Source organism: Caballeronia cordobensis (assembly GCF_001544575.2).
Taxonomy (GTDB): Bacteria; Pseudomonadota; Gammaproteobacteria; order Burkholderiales; family Burkholderiaceae; genus Caballeronia; species Caballeronia cordobensis.
The window spans coordinates 118,218-136,651 of record NZ_FCNY02000015.1 but is presented as its reverse complement, the minus strand read 5'-3'; the positions used below and the strand labels follow the sequence as shown (position 1 = coordinate 136,651).

Sequence of the window (18,434 nt, the reverse complement as noted above, 5' to 3'; positions counted from 1 at the left end):
CTCAAGCCGCCACAGTAACGCGTCGTGCGCTGACCGGCAAACACGCCGGGCCGACCGGCTCGAAGGTTTTGTAAGTCAGGATGAATTCCTGATGCCCGAGCGACTCGGATTTCGACGCCGCGCCCGCCGCCACCGCGAGCGTGACGTCGACGATCTCGCGGCCCACTTCGTCGAGCGTCGCGCGGCCTTCGAGGATGCGGCCGGCGTCGACGTCCATGTCGCCGGACAGGTTGCGATAGGTGTTCGGATTCGCGCAGACCTTGATGACCGGCGAGATCGCCGAGCCGACCACCGAGCCGCGCCCGGTCGTGAACAGGATCACGTGACAGCCGCACGCGATCAGCTCGCCGATCTCCGCGTTGTCGCTGATGTTCGGAAAGCCGAAGCGCGGTTCGCCGTCCGGAACGACATCGAGCAGATAAAGCCCGCCGGTCGGCGGCACGTCGCCCGGCTTGATGATGCCGACAATCGGCGATGCCCCGCTCTTCGAGTACGCGCCGAGCGATTTCTCTTCCTGCGTCGTCAGCCCGCCGTCCGCGTTGCCGACCGAGAACGAGCCGTGGCCCATCGTCGTGTAATAGCGCGCGGCTTTTTGCACGCATTCGACGATCGCGTCGCCGAGTTCGGGCCGCGCCGCGCGCCGCTTCATATGGAACTCGCAGCCGACGAGCTCGCCCGTTTCCTCGAAGATGCACGACGCGCCCGCATCGATGAACGCATCGAAGGCGCGGCCCACCGCCGGATTCGCCGTGATGCCGCTCGTGCCGTCGGAGCCGCCGCAGATCGTGCCGACGATCAGTTCATCGAGCGCCATCGGCACTTTGGGTTGCGCGGCGAGCGTCGCGCGCGCCTCGCGCACCCAGTCGAGCCCGTTCTGGATCGTGCTGCGCGTGCCGCCTTTCTCCTGAATCGTCAGCACGGCGGCGGGGCGGCCGCTCGCGCGCACGACATCGGCGAGATAGTGCTTGTTCATGCTTTCGCAGCCGAGCGACACGAACAGCACCGCGCCGACATTCGGATGCGTGCAGATGCGCTCCAGCATCTTTTCCGCGTAACTGTTCGGATAGCAACCCGGAAAGCCGATCAGATGCACGGGCGGTGCGTCATCGTGCGCGGCGGCATCGAAATCGTCGAACGAAGGACGAAACTGCGCGACGATCTCGCGCGCAACGTGATGCGCGCATTCGACGAGATACGCCACCGCGACGACATTGCGGATTCCTTTGCGGCCATCCGCGCGGAGATAGCCTTGCAGTACGGAAGTGTTCATGGAAGTGTTCAGTGCTGCACGTAGGCGTGTCCGGCGTCGTGCGTGTAAGTGGGAATGTAGTCGCTGTCCAGATTGTGCGTATGCAGATGCTCCCCGCACGCCACATCGACATTGACGTGACCGATGATCGCGCCGTAGCGCAGCACCTTGTCGTCCTTCGACAACGCGCGCCGCGCGATCTTGTGCGCAAGTTCGATGGTCGTCGCGAGCGTGACCGGCGCGCCTTCGATCATCAGCGTTTCGCCCGCCGGCAAACGCGCGGCGGCGATCAGGCAGTTGTCTTCCGGGCTCAGCAGAATGAGGCGCGGATCGGTGTTTCCTTGCATGTGTGTCTCTCAGTTTTGCGCTTCGCCACCCGCGAGCCGCGCCACCATCAACGAGCCGAGGATGATCGCGCCATAGATCGCCTGAATCCAGAACGACGGAACTTGCGCAAGTGTCAGCAGGTTTTGCACGACGCCCAACAGCAAAACGCCTGACAGTGCGCCGAGCATCGTGCCCTTGCCGCCGTCGAGCGAAATGCCGCCGATGACCGCCGCGGCGAACACCGTGAAGATCATGCCGTTGCCCTGATTCGCGTTGATTGCGCCGACGTAGCCCGTGACGATCAAGCCGCCGATCGACGCGAGCACGCTGCCCAGCACGAACACGCCCCATGTGATGCGTTCGACGCGAATGCCCGCCGCGCGCGCCGCTTCCGGATTGCCGCCGATCGCATAGAGCGCGCGGCCGAGGCGGTGATAGCGCAGCATGAGCGCCGCGACCGCGAACGCCACCGCCGCGAGCCAGACCGAGAGCGGCAGGCCGAGCACGAGCGTCGTTGCGAGCGTGAAGAAGGACGGCGGCATGTCGAACAGCGTGCCGCCTTTGGTCGCGCCGACGAGCATGCCGCGCAGCACGATCAGCATGGCGAGCGTGACGATGAACGCGTTCAGCCGCAGCCGCACGACCAGAAAGCCGTTGACGAAACCGACCAGCGCGCCCACGACGACGATCGCCGCAAGCCCGGCCACCGCGGGCCATTCGAGTCCGAAGCCCGATGAGGCCGCGGGCATCACGAGCATCGCGCCGACGGCGGGCGCGATGCCGACCGTCGATTCGAGCGACAAGTCGAATTTGCCCGTCAGCACGATCAGCGATTCGGCGAGCACGACGAGCGCGAGCGCCGCCGACGCGCCGAGAATGCTGATGAGGTTGGCCTGCGTCAGAAAGCTCGGACTGACGAACGCGCCGATCGCAAGCAGCAACGCAAGCGCGGGCACGAGCGCGAGATCGCGAAAGCGCGCGAGCTCGATGCGCGGGCGCTGCCTTTGCATCGGCACGCCGGCCATCGCGGGACTGGAAACGTCATGCTTCATGGAGACTCACTCCTTCGACGGATGCGATGAGTTCATGGTCCTGCCATCCGGCAGGGAATTCGGCGGCGATCGCGCCTCGGAACATGACGAGCACGCGGTCGCAGGTGCGCAGGTCGTCGAGCTCGCCGGACACGACGAGCACCGCCTTGCCTTCCTCGCGCACGCGTTCGACGACGCCGAGCAGCGCTTCCTTCGATTTCACGTCGACGCCCGCGGTCGGATCGATGAGCACGAGCACGTTCGGATCGGTGGCGAGCGCGCGGGCCATCACGACCTTCTGCTGATTGCCGCCCGACAGGCCTGACACTTCGTGGTCGGGTCCAGGTGTCTTGATGCCGAGCGCGGCGATCATGCGGCGTCCGAAGGCGTTTTTCTTCGCGGGCGTGGCGATTCCGAAACGGCCGAGCGTGCGGGCGATGGTCATCGAGGCGTTTTCCGCGACGGATTGCGACAGCACCAGACCCTCGCGATGACGGTCCTTCGGCACACAACCGACGCCGTTCGCGAGCGCGGCGGGCACATCGCCGGGCGGCAGCGTGCGGCCATCGACGCGGATTGCGCCACTCTTCTGCGCCTTCAAACCGGCGATCGCTTCCGCCACGCTCGTGCGGCCGCTCGTTGTCGCGCCCGTGAGGCCGATGACTTCGCCGCGCCGCACCTGGAAGCCGACTCTGGCGTAGTCGTCGCCGCAAAGGTCGGACACGGACAGCGCGATCGCCGCATCGGCGGGCAAAGGCGCACGCGCGGCGGCATCGGCGACGGCGAGACCGCCCTGCTCGCCCGTCATCGCTTCGATCAGCTTGTCGCGCGGCAAAACCGAGACCGGCGCGCTGACGATATGACGCGCATCGCGCAGGACGGTCACTGCCTGACAGATTTCGTACACTTCCTGCAAGTGATGGGAAATGAACAGAAAAGTGACGCCTTCTGTCTGCAACTCTTCGATACGCCTGAAGAGACGCTTGATCTCTTCGCCGTCCAGCTGTGCAGTCGGTTCGTCGAGAATGATGAAACGCGCGCCGTACGACAGCGCCCGCGCGATCTCGACGAGTTGCCGTGCCTCGACGGTCAGATCGCCGGCGCGTGCGTCCTCGCGCACGTCAATCTTCCAGTGATCGAGCAGCGCGCGGGCGTCGCGGCGCATCGCGCGCCAGTCGATCACGCCGCCGCGCCGATGTTGCCGGTTGATGAAGAGGTTCTCGGCCACCGACAACTCGCGGATGATCGTCGAATGCTGGTAGACGCACGCGACGCGCTCGCGCCACGCATCGCGGTCCGCGAGCGGCGGCGCGGGCTGGCCGCCAAACCGGATCTCGCCGGCGTCGGGTTTGCGCAGGCCGGTGAGCATCGACACGAGCGTCGATTTACCCGCGCCGTTGCGCCCGACGAGCGCGTGGGACTCGCCGGGCAGCACGCGCATCGTGACGTCGGCGAGCGCGGCGGTCGAGCCGTAACGCTTGGTCAGGCCGAGCGCTTCAACGACGGGCGCGCTCATTTGACGGTATTGCCCCAGAGGGACTTGTCGTCGACGTTGGACTTCGTCACGAGCGGCGCGGGCAACTGATCTTCGAGAATGCCGGGCGCGCGCTGAACGATGGTGCTGCCGTGATCGGTGGGACCGGGCTTGAAGGTCTGTCCGGCGAGCGCCGCCTTGATATAGAAGAGGCCGTACTTCGCGTAAAGATCGGCGGGCTGGGAAATGGTCGCGTCGATTTCGCCGCGGCGGATCGCGTCATATTCCTGCGGAATGCCGTCGTTGCTCACGATCACGATGTGCTTCGGATCGCCCGCCTTGAAGAGCATTTGCTTGCGGCGCAGCGTCTGAAGCGTCGGCGACAGATAGACGCCGCCTGCCTGCATGTAGATCGCCTTCACATCGGGATTCGCGGTCAGAAGACTGTCGAGCGCCGTCGCGGCGGCGTCGCCCTTCCACGCGGCGGGAATCTCCAGCAGGCTCAGCGACGGATATTTCTTCAGGCACTCACGGAACGCCTCCGACCGGTCGCGGCCGTTCACCGACGCCAGATCGCCCATGATCTGAACGACCTTGCCCGACTTCACATGCGCGCCGATGTATTCGCACGACTTCGTGCCGTACGCGCGGTTGTCGGCGCGCACGACCATCGCGACCTTGCCCTGCGTCGGCGCGACATCGACTGCAACGACCGGCACGCTCTTCGCCGACGACGCATCGAGCGCGCGGCTGATCGCCGCCGAATCCAGCGGCCCGACGACGATGCCCTTCGCGCCCAGGTTCAGCAGGTTGTTCATGTCGGTGATCTGCTGCGCGGGATCGCCGTTCGAATTGACCGGCGCGAGGATGTCGAGGCCCATGTCCTTCGCGTATTTCGGCAGGTAGTTGTTGTACGACTGCCAGAACGGCGAAGTCAGCAGCGGCAGACCCAGGCCGACTTTGCCGCTATCGGCGGCGTTGGCGAGGCCCATCGTGCTGACCGTGGCGATGGCGACGGCGAGCGTCTTGGTGAACTTCATGCGGTGTCTCCTGAATACGTGCTGTTCTTCGTGACTGCAACGTGGGTGCTGCGGGAAACTTTCGATGCATCTATTCATCAGTGAACGTATTATTCATATACGCACAATTCGAAGTCAAGAACGACCGACGACGAGGCGATCGGTAATTTCCCTAGCCTGGTTTTCGCCGACGGCATCGGCGTTCACTGACAAAAGGCTTAAACTCGGCGCCAACTCATGAATCGACCCAGACTGCACATGGATGTTGAAGACAACGATGCCGATCGCTATCGCGCGCCCGCGCTCGACAAGGGACTCGATATCCTCGAATTGCTGTCCGAGCAGAAATCGGGGCTGACGCGTGCGGAAATCACGAAAATGCTCGGGCGCAATGCGAGCGAGATGTATCGGATGCTGGAGCGGCTCGTCGCGCGCCAATATGTGGTGCGTTCGCCGGAGGGCGATCGTTATTCGCTGAGCCTCAAGCTCTATGCGCTCGCGCATCGACATCCGCCGATGAATCGCCTGATTGCCGAGGCGCTGCCCGTCATGCAGCGTTTCGCCGATGCTGCCGAACAATCGGTGCATCTCGCCGTCTACGATCGCGGCAATCTGCTCGTCATCGCTCAAGTGGACGGGCCCGGAACCTGGGGCATTTCGGTGCGGCTCGGTTCGCGCGTCGGATTGATCGACACTGGCTCAGGCCGTGTGATGCTCGCTTTTCAAACCGGCGAACAGCGCGAGCACATGCTCGCCGAGCATACGAAGGTCAAAGGCGAACTTGCGCTCGATCGCGCGGTGCTGGATGCCGACTACCGGCAGATCTGCGAAATCGGCTATTCGAAGAAAGACAGTCAGCAGACCTTCGGCGTGACGGACGTGACGTTTCCGCTGCTCGGACCGTCGGGGCAGGCGATCGCCGCCCTCACCTGTCCTTACATGCGCCGCATCGATGAATACGTTGCGCCGTCCATCGACGACGTCACTGCGCTGCTGAAGGACGCCGCCGCGTCGCTTTCGATGATGCACGACTGACCGCCGTGCGTTGCGCGCGTTAGAATGGCGGCCCTCTCAAAATGGCGGCGCGCCGTAATCCCGCGTTGCCGCATTCAATCCGACGCATTCTCCGATGGCGAAACTCCTTTCCGATTCCGAATTCCTCCGCTTCAGCGAACTTCAGCAAAAGCAGGCGAACTTCACGATCACGTCCGACGAAGCCGATGAACTGCGCGAGATCGTCGCGCACGCGCAAAAAAAGCGCGACGATCGCGCGGCTGCGATGCAGGCAATCGAAGCCTATATCGCGCAGTTCGATATCACGCCGGACGAACTTTTTTCGGCCGAGCAGATCGGCGACGCGGCGCGTACCTTTGGCTTGATTCCCGCAGCGAAGAAAGAACGCACGCTGCCGCCGCAACTGACGCACAACGGAAAGCCCTATCAATGGACTTCGCGTGCGCTGCCCGATGAGATTCGTGTGCCGCTGTTCGAAGCGTTCACATCGGGGCAATCGGTGAAGCCGTTCATCGCGACGTTGAAGGACACGTCGCGCTGCGCGTTGACCATTGCGAGGCTCGAGAAGGAGACGGGCGCTACGTACACCGAAGCGTTGCTCGACGAGCTTGCGTTGTCGCGTGCTCACGTCGATGAAGCGATGGGTAAGCTGGCAGCGTGACGCGAGGGGTTCGCCGGGGCTTTATGCGCATAAAGCCGGACGGCTCCGCCGCCTGTGACTTTATGCGCGTAAAGTCGAAGGCGACGGCGTCTCGCACAGTCGCAATCTGAAGCCGACGACGCCCGGGTCTTCGGTCTTCGTCAGCTCGAAACCCTTGCTGCGCGCCAGCGCGATCATGCCGGCGTTCTCACGCAGCGCTTCGCCAATCATCCAGCGCGTGCCGCGCTTCGTCGCGTATTCGATGATGCGCGATAGCAGAAGTGCTCCCAATCCTTTTCCCTTCATATCCGAACGCGCGGCCACGGCGAATTCGGCGGTCTCATTGTCGGGATCGGCAATCGCGCGGGCTACACCCAGCGTTTCGTTCATGCCGTCGCCGTTCGCCCGCGTCACGATCAGCGCCATCTCGCGGTCGTAGTCGATCTGCGTCATGCGCGCGAGTTGAGAATGATCGAAGCTGCGCACTGCGCCGAAGAAGCGAAGACGCAAGTCCTCGGCGGTATTCGCCGCAACGAACGCCGCATGCGCTTCTTCGTCTTCGGGACGAATCGGACGCACGGTGATGCGCATGCCGTGCCAGTCGAGCGTCTCTTCGAGGCAGCGCGGATACGGCACGATCGCGAGAGGCTTGCGATGCGCGCCGAGCGTAAGTTGCGGTTCGTGAACGGCAACCGAGTCGCGAGTCACGCGCAGGATGAGGCGCAAGGCAACGATTTCTTCGATATAACAAACGAGTTGCGACAGCGCCGTCAGCGAATTGAGCAGCGAGTCGGCGGGCAATTCGCGTGAGCGCGGCGACCGCATGACGAGATCGCGCGCCAGCGTCGGATTAAGCGGCGGCAAAGCGAACTCGTGAAGGGCGTCGGCGAGCCCGAGCGCGCCTTCGGCTTTGAACTCGAACACCGGACCGAATACGCGATGGTTGAGCAGGCGAGTCTGAATCTCGACGGCATCGCTTGTCAGCGAGTCCGGCGGTCCTGGCTTCACCGTGATGCCGAAGCGGGCAAGCACACGCGCCGCACGTTCACGGTTCAATTCCGTAACGCCGTTTTCGAGCGCATCTCGAATGTCGCGTTGCGCGGCATCGATGTCTTCGGGTATGTCGGCGGGAAGACCGTCGGGTGTTTGCATTAATAACTCGCGCCCTTGCCGAAAATCGACGAGACGCGCGAATCCGCGTGCGAGCCGATGCGGTGTCGTATGCACGGGAATGCCGTTCGCGTGCAGTTCATCGCGCGTCGCGGCATCGACGCAGCCGAAGAAGCACGCCAGCAATCCTCGGTAGGCATGGCGCCGCTCGGCAATCAAGGTTCGCGCAACGTCAGCGACGGGCGCACTGTGAGTCGGCGCATGTACGACGAACACGGTTCCGGTCTCGCGGTGGGACGCTAGTGCTTCGAGCGCTGCGCCGAAATCGGCGGGCGTGGCCGCATCGCCGAGCAGAAGCGGGTTTCCCGCACGCGCGCGGGGCAGCGCGGACGCAATTGCATCGCGCGCCGCGGTGGGCCATTGCGCTAGGTCATCGCCCGCTGCGCCGAACGCATCCTGCGCGAGTGCTGCGACGCCGCGATCGCTCGTGACGACAGTCGCGACATCGCTCGCTGCGACGCGACCGATGCCGAGCGTTTCGATTTCGTCGAGCAAGTCGTCGAGTGAATCGACGCGCACGAGGCCGGCGCGACGGAAAGCGGCGCCGTAGAGTCGATCGAACGGATCGTCGCGACCGGTTCGAAGCACGAGCACCGGCTTGTTCCGCGCAGCAGCCCGCGCGGCGGACATGAACTTGCGCGCCGATCGCACGGTTTCGATTGCTAGCAGGATTGCGCGCGTCGACGCATCGCTGGCGAGAAAATCGAGGATGTCGCCGGAATCGACATCGGCTTCATCGCCGAGGGCGACGATTCGCGAAAAGCCGAGCCCACGTGCACGCGCCCAGCCGAGCACGCCGTTCGTCAAAGCATTCGATCCGGATACCCAAGCGACGCCGCCCGATTTGACGTTGCACGCGGGCGCGCCGGGGCATGCACCGATGGCGGGCGTCACTATGCCAAGACTAGCAGGGCCGACAACGCGCACGAGGAAAGGGCGGGCGGCGGCAAGTGTGCGAGCGGTCCATTCATCCGCGCCTTGCGGATCGTCCTGTCGCGATGCAGATAGTCCACCGCGCTGCGTCGCCTCGCCGACGATCACGACGGCCTTCGTCCCACGGCGACCCAATCGTTCGACGAGATCCGGCCACGTATGCGGTCGCGTGCAGAGCACCGCGATGTTAGGTGCATCGGGCAGGTCATCGATATCGGCATAAACCTTCTCGCCGCCCAGCGACGCGTATTTTGGATTGACGGGCCAAAGCGATCCTTCGAAGCCGGCGCATGAAGCACGCGCCCACACCATCTCGCCGATGCTCCCTGCGCGCGATGAGGCGCCGACGACCGCAATCGATTTCGGGGCGAACAGAATGTCCAGGTTGCGAACGGTCATGACGGCTCCGGCACAGGCGGCGATTAGACAGCGCTTAGCATAGGCGATTTTGTTTTGCAGGTGATGACGTCAACGGCAAAGGTTCGTGGCATCGGGCAAAGGGCGCGCGCTGTTGCAAATCGGGTTTTCAACGGGGGCCTTTCTGCTAGCGAAATCGCCGCTGACTTTATGCGCATAAAGTCGCACGGGCCACGTCCGTCGAACTGGGTCTAATCGAAAACTCGTGCGACGCACCGACTTTATGCGCATAAAACTAGGCCGAATGGCTAACGCGCGTGATTTGTTGTTATTTTCACTGGAAAAATAGAAATGCCAATGTAGAATTCAACAAACTTTAATTTCGGAGTAAAACGTGGCGGCGGAAATCATAGCGATCACGCAGCAAAAGGGCGGCGTCGGCAAAAGCACGATCGCAATGCATCTCGGTGCGGCCCTTCACGAAAAAAAGAAGCGCGTGCTCGTCGTCGACGCGGATGGACAGAACACGTTGATCCATTGGTCGAGCGCTGGATCGGATGGCGCTAGCGGAATTCCTTTTCCCGTCGTCAATCTTTCTGAAGCGGGCGGGCAGATCCATCGCGAGATCAAGAAGTTCGTCAACGACTATGAGTTCATCGTGGTCGATTGCCCGCCGTCGATTACCGAGAAGGTATCGGGCGTCGTATTGCTCGCGGCAAGTATCGCAGTGATTCCGACTTCATCGTCACCGGCGGACTATTGGTCGAGTGTCGGCTTGGTCAAGCTCGTTCAGCAAGCGCAGGTGATGAACGAAGACTTGCGCGCCGTCTTCCTTCTGAACAAGACCGAAGAGAAGCGCATGCTCACGCGTGAACTCAAGGTCGCGCTTGAGGAGCTTGGCTTTCCTTTGCTTAAAACGCAGATTCCCACACGCGAGTGCTACAAGCAGGCGATGGCGCTCGGGCAGACCGTACTGCAGATGAGTGATCGCGGGTCGCGCCTCGCTGCGACGGAGATCCGCGCCGTGGCTGGCGAAATCCTCGACATCCTCTCCTGACTTTATGCGCATAAAGGACCCTGAATGAAACCGTCCCAGTTTGCAAAGGGCTTCAAGGCCCGCCCCGATTCGACGAGCAGCGAAAAGCGCACGGCACTCGATCGTCTCAACGCGATCGATGGCATCGTGGATCTTCAGCACGTGGGACAGATCGCGGCGAACGGCCGGTCGAGCGCATTTGTCGCCGACGAGCAAAACGATAGCGCGACCGATCTCGAGTCCGACGAATATCGGGCGTGGCGACGCGCGAATCGCTATGCAGCGGGGCAAGTGATCGAGCTTCCACTGAAATCGATCAAGACCAGCCCGTTCAACCCGCGCCATTTCTATCTGAAGTCGTCGATTGCGGAACTGGCCGTCAATCTGGCAAAGCAAGGCCAGCAGCAGGCCATTCACGTCATTCCCGACTACGAGAATCCGGGAACGTTCTTCGTCAGTGACGGGGGGCGTCGCGTCCGAGCGCTGAAAGAGGCGAACAAGGAAACCGTCAAGGCGGTGGTCGTCGACCTGCCTATTGGTATTCAAAGCTACAAGCTAGGTTACGATCTGAACGTTCAGCGCGACTCGCAGACCGTATTCGACAATGCCGTGGTCTGGCGCCGCTTCCTCGACGAGCAGCACTTTCAGAGTCAACGTGAACTCGCGGATCACCTGGGCCTCGACGAATCGACGATCGCCGTGGCGTTGTCCATCGCCAAGCTGCCTGAGAACGTCATGCATGAGATGGTCGCGCGTCCGGACCGCTTCGGCTCGAACATGGCCTATCAGATCGCCCGATACCACGCCGCTCGCGGCAGCGACTCCACGCTGCGTCTCATCAACAAGATCACGTCGGACGATCTCAGCACGCGCCAGGTCGCCGACATCGTCAAGGGACGCGCAAGCGCGCAGGACACTCCGAAGACGCCGAGTCGCCAGCGCTATGCGCAGCGCCTCGAGATCAAACTCGACGGCGTCGCGGTCGGCGACCTCAAATCGTATGGCGAGGACCGTCTCGAACTGCGCTTGCGCGGCTTGTCGCGCGAAAAGCGTGACGAACTACTGCATCAGATCGAGTCGATGCTTCAGCCTGTCGAGTCGAAGAAGTGAAGTGATCGGCGACCACCGTGCTTTCTTGCGGTGGTCACGACGTCTGCGGCATCAACCCGCGCGCGACTGATTCAATGTGAATGCCAGCAAGTCGCCGTCCGTGGGCTCGCCCCACGTCTTTCGAGCAAGCCAGTCGAAGAACGACGTTTCGGCGAGCTTCGAATCCAGGCCGCGCTTGCGCCAATCGTCGCGCATGTGCGTGCCCAGCCCCGGGAGCACGTCATCCTCGAACGACTGACGTGCGATCTCCCGTTCTTCCTCACCTTGCTCGTCGTACAGCACGCGCGCTTCCTTGCGACGATAGGCGGAAAATTCGCTCAGCAAGCGAGCCTTGAGATCGTCAGCCGCTGCGGCGGTAGCGCCCGGCGCACGTGCCGGCGCGCCCGTTGTCGCAGGCGGCAACGCTTCCACCGGCGGCGCATAGCCCTTCTTGAGCGCGTCCTTGAAAAGCGCCGCGGCGCTTCGGACCGGCGGTAAGGACGTGCTCCGCATCCGTTGCTCAGTCATTTGCAACGCTGCGCGAATGCGGTTCTCTTCGCTGTCCGCATACAGCGTCTGAGCGTCCTTGAGGGGAATGCCGATCTTGACCATCCGATCGACGAGCGTGCTGTCGAACACGTTCGGATGCTCGTCGAGCGCGAGCATCGGCTGCTTGCGCTCGGTCACGCGGAACTGGATCTCCGCGACGCGCCTTCCCTCGCGATGCTCCACCAGCTCGACGAAAATGTTCGTCACCGCGTTCACTTCGGCGATCGCGGGACGCAGATAATCACGCTTGAAGTATTTGTATTCGCGCTTGGCTTCGTCGCCGGCTTCGGTGTCGGGCGTGCCGGAAAGGATTGGCCGCCACCATTCCCAGGTTTCGCGCATCGTCAGATGACTGGGATTGGTGAGATAGCGAACGCAGATTTCGTAGAGCGCAAGGCCCGCGCTGCTGCGCAACTGGCTCTGAAACTGCAGGCTCAGACGCGCGTATTGGACCGGGTCGAGCAGCTTCTTTTTGATTTTCGGCGCGAAGGAAAATTCGACCCATACCCGGCGGGTCGTCGGGTCTTCCAGAATTTCCGCATCGGCGATCAACGTCGAAATACCCCACTTGCGGCCTGGCTTCTGACTCGATGTGCCCGTACTCCACTCGACCTGCACCGACACCATACGGCGGAGATGTTCTTTGACAAGCGCAGTATCGTTCGAGTCGAACGCCGAATTCGCGACGATGTCCGAAAGCAGCGCACGGTACGTGTCACCGGATTCATCGGCTTGCTGAGCGACCGCGAGCAGCACATTGAAGAGCTTTCGGGTCAGCAGCGTGATTTTGCCGCTTTTGGGCTGAATCGCGATGGCCTCGACCGCCTTGCGCAATTCCGCCGAGCTCGGGCTGACAACGTCGGTTTTCTTTGCGCGCTTGGTGGCCATGCGATGGTCGGGATCGATATTGCGACGAAGGATACCGATTGGGGTGAAGCTCGTCTATAGGGGTGTCTTCACCGTCGTGCGGTGATATGGAACTCATCGCACGGGCTCACTGCGGTGCGCTCCCGTAAACCCTCACCGCTCACCGATCGAGGCCATCTCATATTTGCAGTATCCGCGCGGGTAAACGGATTGCGGGATGTTTTTGTGCTTTCCACGACGCTTTGAGAGCGTCCCGAAAACCCTCACCGCAAAATTTTTTTGGCCTACGGCGTGGCGTGTTGCACATGAGAGACAACGCGATAGCGAGCCCAGCCTAGTCGCGTTGAGACGCCACCGCTGCCCTTTCAGCGATTGAACGAATCACTCGCACGTTGGAGACATGCGCGACTCCCCGAAAAGCCTCACCTTTCGGGCCATCGAGGCTGTTCAGTCAAGCTGCGTGCCGCCTGAACTCAAGCCTTCATGAGGCATGCTATTCCCGTAAAACCTCACCGGTACGGCTTTCAGCGCTACTTTTCGGCCCTGATACGCCTTACCCACACCTCCCGCAAATGCTCACCTTTCCGCGTTGCTGCGGGGAAGTATCAGTCTATCAGGCACTTATCTCGCTTTCTTAGCGCCGTTCGGAGTAAGCGGGTTCCCGTAAATGCTCACCGTGCGACTCCAGGGCCCGGCGCCCGCGCTTATTGGCTGCTCCCGAATTTACTCACCGATGGCGGAGGCGCCGAGAGTAAAGACTGACTAACTGACTGTTTTATCGAGGATTTTGTGGCGAGGTACTTTCGGACATTTGGCGCCGCGTGATCTGCTCGCAGACGATGTTCCTGAAGAAGCTCACCTTTCCATAACTCGTTCGATTCGGCGGAACGAGAAAATGGCACTCTTTTGGTCCCGAAAAACCTCACCTCAGGGTTAAGACGGGCAATAAATCCGGGGCGAAGCGCCGAACTGGCCGACACCAAACGTCCGTCGACGGCTATGGCGACCCGAAAAAGCTCACCTTTGGCCGTGCGGAAGACATCGCTTTCGGAAAATCACTCTCACAGCGCCCGAAAAGCCTCACCCTACGGACCGATTCTGCCCCGGAGAGTCTCACCGATCGGTAAAAACAACCGAAAATGTTTGCTAAAAGACCCTTTCGCTGTGATCCCGAATGATCTCACCTTCAAGAGCCAGAGGCGGTCCGGTCCATCCCCATCAGTCAACGCGATCAGCAAACAGACGTCCCGAAAACGCTCACCTGAGCGTTACGGACTGTCCCCGAATCCGCTCACGATGCTTCCCGCGAATCCTCACCAAGCACCCCGAAGCTCATCACCGATGTCTCCCGGAGAGCTTCACCATAGATCCCGGACAATCTCACCTAGCATCCCGCAAACCCTTGTGGGACAAGGCTTCCGCCTGGCGTTAACTGTTTTTAAAGGGATTCAAGGGTGTTTACTTCTAATACTCTCAACTGACGATGTGTCCTCCGATAAGACACCATCAAACAGCGAGCTCGTGAAACACGCGCATTTAGCTCGAATCAGAATAAAATCTTAGCGAAATCAAGCGTTTGCTAAGGCAAGCTAAGGATGTTTCACGGAAATCCCTTCGGCGTGTAAGCAAATGGCTTCTAGACGCGTCAAATGCGGTCATGGAAATGTCCGACGAGCTAGCCCGATGTTATTCGTAACGTACGACACGTAAAACGTTATGATTGTCACGTTAAAACTGCCGCAGCCTCAGCATGGAACATGATATTCGCGATGCCTTGCGCCAAGAACTCGACGCAATGCGGTCCGCCGGCGCACGGCGGCAAGAGCTTTCGCAGCACACATGTAAGCGCCTTTTCTTCGATTTGGGCATCCGCCCTTCGGTAACGATCGTCCGCGAATTCACGCAAACAGGCAGCGCGAGCGACATTCCCAAAGACATCGAAGCATTCTGGGCCGGCTTACGTTCATCGTTGCGCCAGCGAATCGACACGGGTGCCATCCCGGCGTCATTGCAAGAGCGCGCCGGCGAACTATTGGGTGAGCTATACAACGAGGCACAACGCCAGGCGCGCGCTTCCCTAACCGACGACAAAACCCGTCTTGACGCCACGCTCGCATCGGCGCAGGCCCAGATCCACGAGGCCGATATTCGTCGCGAGGCTATCGAGCAGGCTCATCAACGCGCAGAGGCGCGTGCCGAAGCCGGCGCGGCCCGGATCGCGGCACTCGAAGCGGAGCTGAAGGCGCTGCGCGATCAGGGATCGGAGGCTCACGCGGGCCTGCGCGAGGTCATCGAACGCTGGGAAAAGGAAAGCGAGGCGCTGTCCGTGCGCCTTCGCGAAGAACAGGCTTCGACGGCGCGGCTTCGCGACCGTGTCGATGAGCTGCAGAGCGATTTGCGTCAGAACACGGAACACTACGCCCAGCAGATCAAGGATGCCGTCAAGGAAGCCGAGCGGCGCGTACGGCCGATGCTGGTGGAGCTCGATTCTCTGCGCGGCATGGCCGCTACCTATCAGGCGGGCGCTCGCGACGCGAGTCAGAAAGAATTCGATTTCATTCAACAACTTAGCGCAGCAAGAAGTCGCGCTGACCGGCTCGAATCGCAAGTTCGGGAGCAGTCGGACGAGATCGATGCACTCATCCGCGAACGTGATGCGCAACGGGTGCAGTCCGGCGCGAGCGCCGAAGTCGGCGCGTTGATCGCGTCGATGGCCGCAGAGGGACGCCTGAGCGCCGCCGAAATCGCCGCTCTGGGGACGCAGCTCGATGCGCATGTCGCCGCGCCCGCCGTTTGCCCTGCCTGCGAACTCGCAGAACCCGAGTTGCAGCGTCACGAAGACGAGTATGAACTGTCCTGCCCGAATTGCGAGCGAACCTCGGGCGCGGTGTCGTCGAAGCTCGCGGCTGTCGACGGGTTCAATCGATCCGCGCGTGCCGACGCCCTTTGATCGGATCGCAGCGCATCAAAGGTGAGTGTTTTCGGGACCGTCGATCGGGCTCGGCGAGCCGGCATCTGCAGCCGCACCGGCGCGCGCTTGCGCAAGTTCCCGCTCCCGTATTTGCTCACCCATCCAGTCCTGCCATGCGCGATGCAGACGGTGAACCGAGATCGTCTGCTGGAAACCGAGCCATTGCCCGACGCGATCGGGGTCCGTTCCGTCTTCGAACAGTTCCGCGGCGTACGTGTTGCGCAAGGTCTGCGGGCTCGCGCGCGCAACACGCGACGCGGCCATGCCCGACGCCGCCACGACCGCATCGATCGCGCGCAGCATCGTCGCCTTGTGCATGGAGCGACCCGAAGGCGCGGCTGGAAACAGCAGTTCGCCAGCGATACCGGCCGTCTTGCGTTCGCTGATCCAGTTCTCGAGCAACTCGACGGCGAACGGCGCGAGCCGCGCCTGCCGGATCAGCAACGGATTCGATGCATCCACCGTGATGTACGGTGCGCCCGGCGCGTAGCAATCGATCGCCAACTGGGCCGCTTCGCCCGTTTTCACGCCCCCGCCGAGAAAGACGGCGACCAACGCCCGATCGCGCCGTTCGCGCCAGCGCTGTCCGGCCGGTAACGCGCCGATCGGCGAGAACAAATGCGCGACGAGCAGCGCGCGTTCGTCGTGCGTCAGAAAGCCGGTCGGTTCGTTGTCGCGCGCCTTGCGCCACGCGGCGTTGCCGTCCTGAGCGATGAAGCGCGCCGGATTCGTCGCCGCCGATTCCACTTCGCGCACGTGATCCAGCACGCGCTCGATCAACCTCAGATAGCGCATGCGCTGCGGGCGCCGGATATCCAGTTGCGCGACGAACTGCTCGATGACGGGACGCTGCACCGTATGCAGCGTCGCACGCTTCGCGCTCAGCCATTCGAGAAAGTTGCCCCACTGTGCACGATACACATTGGCCGATGACGCGCGGAACGCCTGCTGCGCGAGCCACGCGTCGAAAGCGGCGTGCGGATCGGCTTGCCAGTCGGCGCGCTGTTGGTCGAAGAGATCGGAAGTGTTCGGCATGGTGTCGGAAGGCGCATCGCCTACTGTATGGCACTGCGCACAGGGTCGGGCTTCGTGCGACTCACGTCAAGCGACGGTGTTCATCGAAGTGTCGATAACCGTCTTGCTGGGCGTAGGGTTTGTCGACTACTGTCGTCTATGCGGCTTCCTGCCACCTTCGCGCTCATGCGCATACTGGAGTGAACGATGGCCCAGCAATCCTGGCAGGAACGCCGCGCGATCGGACGCGCCGCACGCGAGCGCACACCACGGGGCGCGCACGAGGCGATTGGCGATATCGACCGCGATCCCATCGAACTGCTGCGATCGAGCAGCAAAGGGCGCGTCGAAGCGCTCGTTCCGCTGCGCTATGGCCGCATGCTCGTGTCGCCGTTCACGTTTTATCGCGGCAGCGCGATCCTGCAAGCGCACGATCTGGCCGCGACGCCGGACAGCGGCATCGCAATTCAGATTTGCGGCGACTGCCATCTGTCGAATTTCGGCGGGTTCGCGACGCCGGAGCGCGCGCTGATCTTCGATCTCAACGACTTCGACGAAACCGCGCATGGCCCTTGGGAATGGGACGTGAAGCGCCTGGTCGCGAGTTTCACGATCGCCGGGCGTCAACTTGGTCACGGCGATCTTGCGGCCGACGACTTCGCTTTTCTCGCCGCGCGCAGCTATCAGATGCATATGCGCGAGTACGCTGAAATGAGCGTGCTCGATCTCTGGTACGAGCGCATCACGTTCGATCGCATGTACGCCGCCGTGCAGAGCGATGACGCGCGGCGGCGCATCAAGCGCGGCATCGAGCGCGCCTCGCGCCGCACCCACGAGACGATGCTGCCGAAGGTGGCTGATCGAACGGGCGGCACGTGGCGTATCCGCGATGCACCGCCCGCTGTGTTTCACGTTCGCGGCAAAAGCACGCTGATCGACAAGAACGACGAATGGATGAAGCTCAAAGGCAGCCGTGAGGAGATTTTTGCGGCGCTCGTGCGGCAGTATGTCGAGACGCTGACGCCCGAGCGCGCACGGCTCTTATCGCAGTTCACTTTGCAGGACGTCGCTTTCAAGGTGGTCGGTGTAGGCAGCGTCGGCACGCGCTGCCTCGTTTTGCTGCTCACCGATGCCCACGACCAGCCGCTCTTCCTGCAGATGAAGGAGGCGTCGACATCGGTGGTCGCGCGATACGCGAAGCACGCCAAGGATAAAGACAACGACACTATCAATCCCGAACACGACGGTCATCGCGTCGTTCACGGACAGCGCCTGATGCAGGCGGCGACCGACCCGTTTCTTGGCTGGGCGACGGGCCCGCTCGGACGCTCGCTGTACATCCGCCAGTTGCGCGACATGAAAATCTCCGCCGAATTCGAGACCTTCACCGATGACGTTTTTCGCGAATATGCCGCGATGTGCGGCTGGGCGCTCGCCCGCGCGCACGCTAAATCGGGCGGACGCGCGCCGGAGATTTCGGGCTATCTCGGCAACAGCGATCGCATGGCGGAAGTGCTCGTGCGCTACGGACGCAACTACGCGGAGCAGGTGGAAAAGGACTACGAGGTGTTTCGTGCCGCATGCCGGGATGGCAGGCTCGAAGCGCGGTCCGACGCCGACATGTCTGCCGATTTCGCGCCCTGACGATGTCCGTTGCGAGATGAAATGACCTGGGCTCGGCACGCGGATTTGCC

14 protein-coding genes are annotated in these 18,434 nt (G+C 62.2%); 6 read left to right on the top strand and 8 right to left on the bottom strand.

Features of this window, described 5'->3' with window-relative positions; genetic code table 11:
• Position 1: 1 nt before the first annotated feature.
• From AWB70_RS26430 to AWB70_RS26410, 5 genes are read right to left on the bottom strand one after another with little or no spacing between them, the layout of a single operon-like run.
• Positions 2-1,270 carry a UxaA family hydrolase gene (locus AWB70_RS26430; protein WP_053569696.1) on the bottom strand — a complete coding sequence of 423 codons (1,269 nt, stop codon included), beginning with the start codon at positions 1,268-1,270 and terminating at the stop codon, positions 2-4.
• Between the two features lie 8 nt (positions 1,271-1,278).
• The gene (locus AWB70_RS26425; protein ID WP_014251542.1) at positions 1,279-1,596 is read right to left on the bottom strand and encodes a UxaA family hydrolase; all 318 of its coding nucleotides are present in this window, start codon (positions 1,594-1,596) and stop codon (positions 1,279-1,281) included.
• 9 nt (positions 1,597-1,605) lie between these two features.
• A complete protein-coding gene (locus tag AWB70_RS26420; RefSeq protein WP_053569697.1) occupies positions 1,606-2,628 on the bottom strand; it encodes an ABC transporter permease in 1,023 nt (340 codons plus the stop codon).
• A complete protein-coding gene (locus AWB70_RS26415; RefSeq protein WP_053569698.1) occupies positions 2,618-4,123 on the bottom strand; it encodes a sugar ABC transporter ATP-binding protein in 1,506 nt (501 codons plus the stop codon). Before AWB70_RS26415 ends, AWB70_RS26420 begins: the two co-directional genes overlap by 11 nt.
• On the bottom strand, positions 4,120-5,121 hold the full coding sequence (locus AWB70_RS26410) for a sugar ABC transporter substrate-binding protein (protein WP_053569699.1): 1,002 nt from the start codon (positions 5,119-5,121) through the stop codon (positions 4,120-4,122). The genes AWB70_RS26415 and AWB70_RS26410 overlap by 4 nt, the downstream gene beginning before the upstream one ends.
• A gap of 237 nt (positions 5,122-5,358) precedes the next feature.
• Here AWB70_RS26410 and AWB70_RS26405 point away from each other — a divergent pair, with 237 nt between their 5' ends.
• Together AWB70_RS26405 and AWB70_RS26400 are read left to right on the top strand one after the other, a co-directional pair.
• Positions 5,359-6,135, top strand: a complete 777-nt coding sequence (locus AWB70_RS26405) for an IclR family transcriptional regulator (RefSeq protein ID WP_053569700.1) — start codon at positions 5,359-5,361, stop codon at positions 6,133-6,135.
• 94 nt (positions 6,136-6,229) lie between these two features.
• Positions 6,230-6,775: a hypothetical protein gene (locus tag AWB70_RS26400; protein WP_053569701.1), complete on the top strand. Its 546-nt coding sequence runs from the start codon at positions 6,230-6,232 to the stop codon at positions 6,773-6,775.
• A 60-nt stretch (positions 6,776-6,835) separates the two neighbouring features.
• Here AWB70_RS26400 and AWB70_RS26395 read toward each other — a convergent pair whose 3' ends face one another.
• Entirely contained in the window at positions 6,836-9,256 is a 2,421-nt protein-coding gene (locus AWB70_RS26395; protein ID WP_053569702.1) for a bifunctional acetate--CoA ligase family protein/GNAT family N-acetyltransferase, read from the bottom strand.
• Positions 9,257-9,608: 352 nt separating this feature from the next.
• Between AWB70_RS26395 and parA the strand changes: the two genes are divergently transcribed.
• Complete coding sequence (gene parA, locus AWB70_RS26390; RefSeq protein WP_053569703.1) at positions 9,609-10,271, top strand: ParA family partition ATPase; 663 nt, start codon at positions 9,609-9,611, stop codon at positions 10,269-10,271.
• A gap of 24 nt (positions 10,272-10,295) precedes the next feature.
• On the top strand, positions 10,296-11,360 hold the full coding sequence (locus tag AWB70_RS26385; protein ID WP_045452508.1) for a ParB/RepB/Spo0J family partition protein: 1,065 nt from the start codon (positions 10,296-10,298) through the stop codon (positions 11,358-11,360).
• A 51-nt stretch (positions 11,361-11,411) separates the two neighbouring features.
• Here the strand turns inward: AWB70_RS26385 and AWB70_RS26380 are convergent, their stop codons facing one another.
• The gene (locus tag AWB70_RS26380) at positions 11,412-12,776 is read right to left on the bottom strand and encodes a replication initiation protein (RefSeq protein WP_053569704.1); all 1,365 of its coding nucleotides are present in this window, start codon (positions 12,774-12,776) and stop codon (positions 11,412-11,414) included.
• A 1,729-nt stretch (positions 12,777-14,505) separates the two neighbouring features.
• Between AWB70_RS26380 and AWB70_RS26375 the strand changes: the two genes are divergently transcribed.
• The gene (locus AWB70_RS26375; RefSeq protein ID WP_053569705.1) at positions 14,506-15,705 is read left to right on the top strand and encodes a DNA-binding protein; all 1,200 of its coding nucleotides are present in this window, start codon (positions 14,506-14,508) and stop codon (positions 15,703-15,705) included.
• A 15-nt stretch (positions 15,706-15,720) separates the two neighbouring features.
• On the opposite strand, the gene AWB70_RS26370 is transcribed toward AWB70_RS26375, so the two are convergent.
• Positions 15,721-16,761 (bottom strand): tyrosine-type recombinase/integrase, encoded by a 1,041-nt coding sequence (locus AWB70_RS26370; protein WP_053569706.1) that lies wholly within the window; start codon positions 16,759-16,761, stop codon positions 15,721-15,723.
• A gap of 186 nt (positions 16,762-16,947) precedes the next feature.
• Between AWB70_RS26370 and AWB70_RS26365 the strand changes: the two genes are divergently transcribed.
• Positions 16,948-18,384: a DUF2252 domain-containing protein gene (locus AWB70_RS26365; RefSeq protein WP_053569707.1), complete on the top strand. Its 1,437-nt coding sequence runs from the start codon at positions 16,948-16,950 to the stop codon at positions 18,382-18,384.
• Positions 18,385-18,434: the final 50 nt, after the last annotated feature.

Coding starts and splice junctions, on each gene's coding strand:
- AWB70_RS26415 (WP_053569698.1), bottom strand. CDS start 4,123: ATGAGCGCGCCCGTCGTTGAAGCGCTCGGCCTGACCAAGCGTTACGGC.
- AWB70_RS26405 (WP_053569700.1), top strand. CDS start 5,359: ATGGATGTTGAAGACAACGATGCCGATCGCTATCGCGCGCCCGCGCTC.
- AWB70_RS26400 (WP_053569701.1), top strand. CDS start 6,230: ATGGCGAAACTCCTTTCCGATTCCGAATTCCTCCGCTTCAGCGAACTT.
- AWB70_RS26430 (WP_053569696.1), bottom strand. CDS start 1,270: ATGAACACTTCCGTACTGCAAGGCTATCTCCGCGCGGATGGCCGCAAA.
- AWB70_RS26425 (WP_014251542.1), bottom strand. CDS start 1,596: ATGCAAGGAAACACCGATCCGCGCCTCATTCTGCTGAGCCCGGAAGAC.
- AWB70_RS26410 (WP_053569699.1), bottom strand. CDS start 5,121: ATGAAGTTCACCAAGACGCTCGCCGTCGCCATCGCCACGGTCAGCACG.
- AWB70_RS26365 (WP_053569707.1), top strand. CDS start 16,948: ATGGCCCAGCAATCCTGGCAGGAACGCCGCGCGATCGGACGCGCCGCA.
- AWB70_RS26380 (WP_053569704.1), bottom strand. CDS start 12,776: ATGGCCACCAAGCGCGCAAAGAAAACCGACGTTGTCAGCCCGAGCTCG.
- AWB70_RS26420 (WP_053569697.1), bottom strand. CDS start 2,628: ATGAAGCATGACGTTTCCAGTCCCGCGATGGCCGGCGTGCCGATGCAA.
- AWB70_RS26375 (WP_053569705.1), top strand. CDS start 14,506: ATGGAACATGATATTCGCGATGCCTTGCGCCAAGAACTCGACGCAATG.
- AWB70_RS26385 (WP_045452508.1), top strand. CDS start 10,296: ATGAAACCGTCCCAGTTTGCAAAGGGCTTCAAGGCCCGCCCCGATTCG.
- AWB70_RS26395 (WP_053569702.1), bottom strand. CDS start 9,256: ATGACCGTTCGCAACCTGGACATTCTGTTCGCCCCGAAATCGATTGCG.
- AWB70_RS26370 (WP_053569706.1), bottom strand. CDS start 16,761: ATGCCGAACACTTCCGATCTCTTCGACCAACAGCGCGCCGACTGGCAA.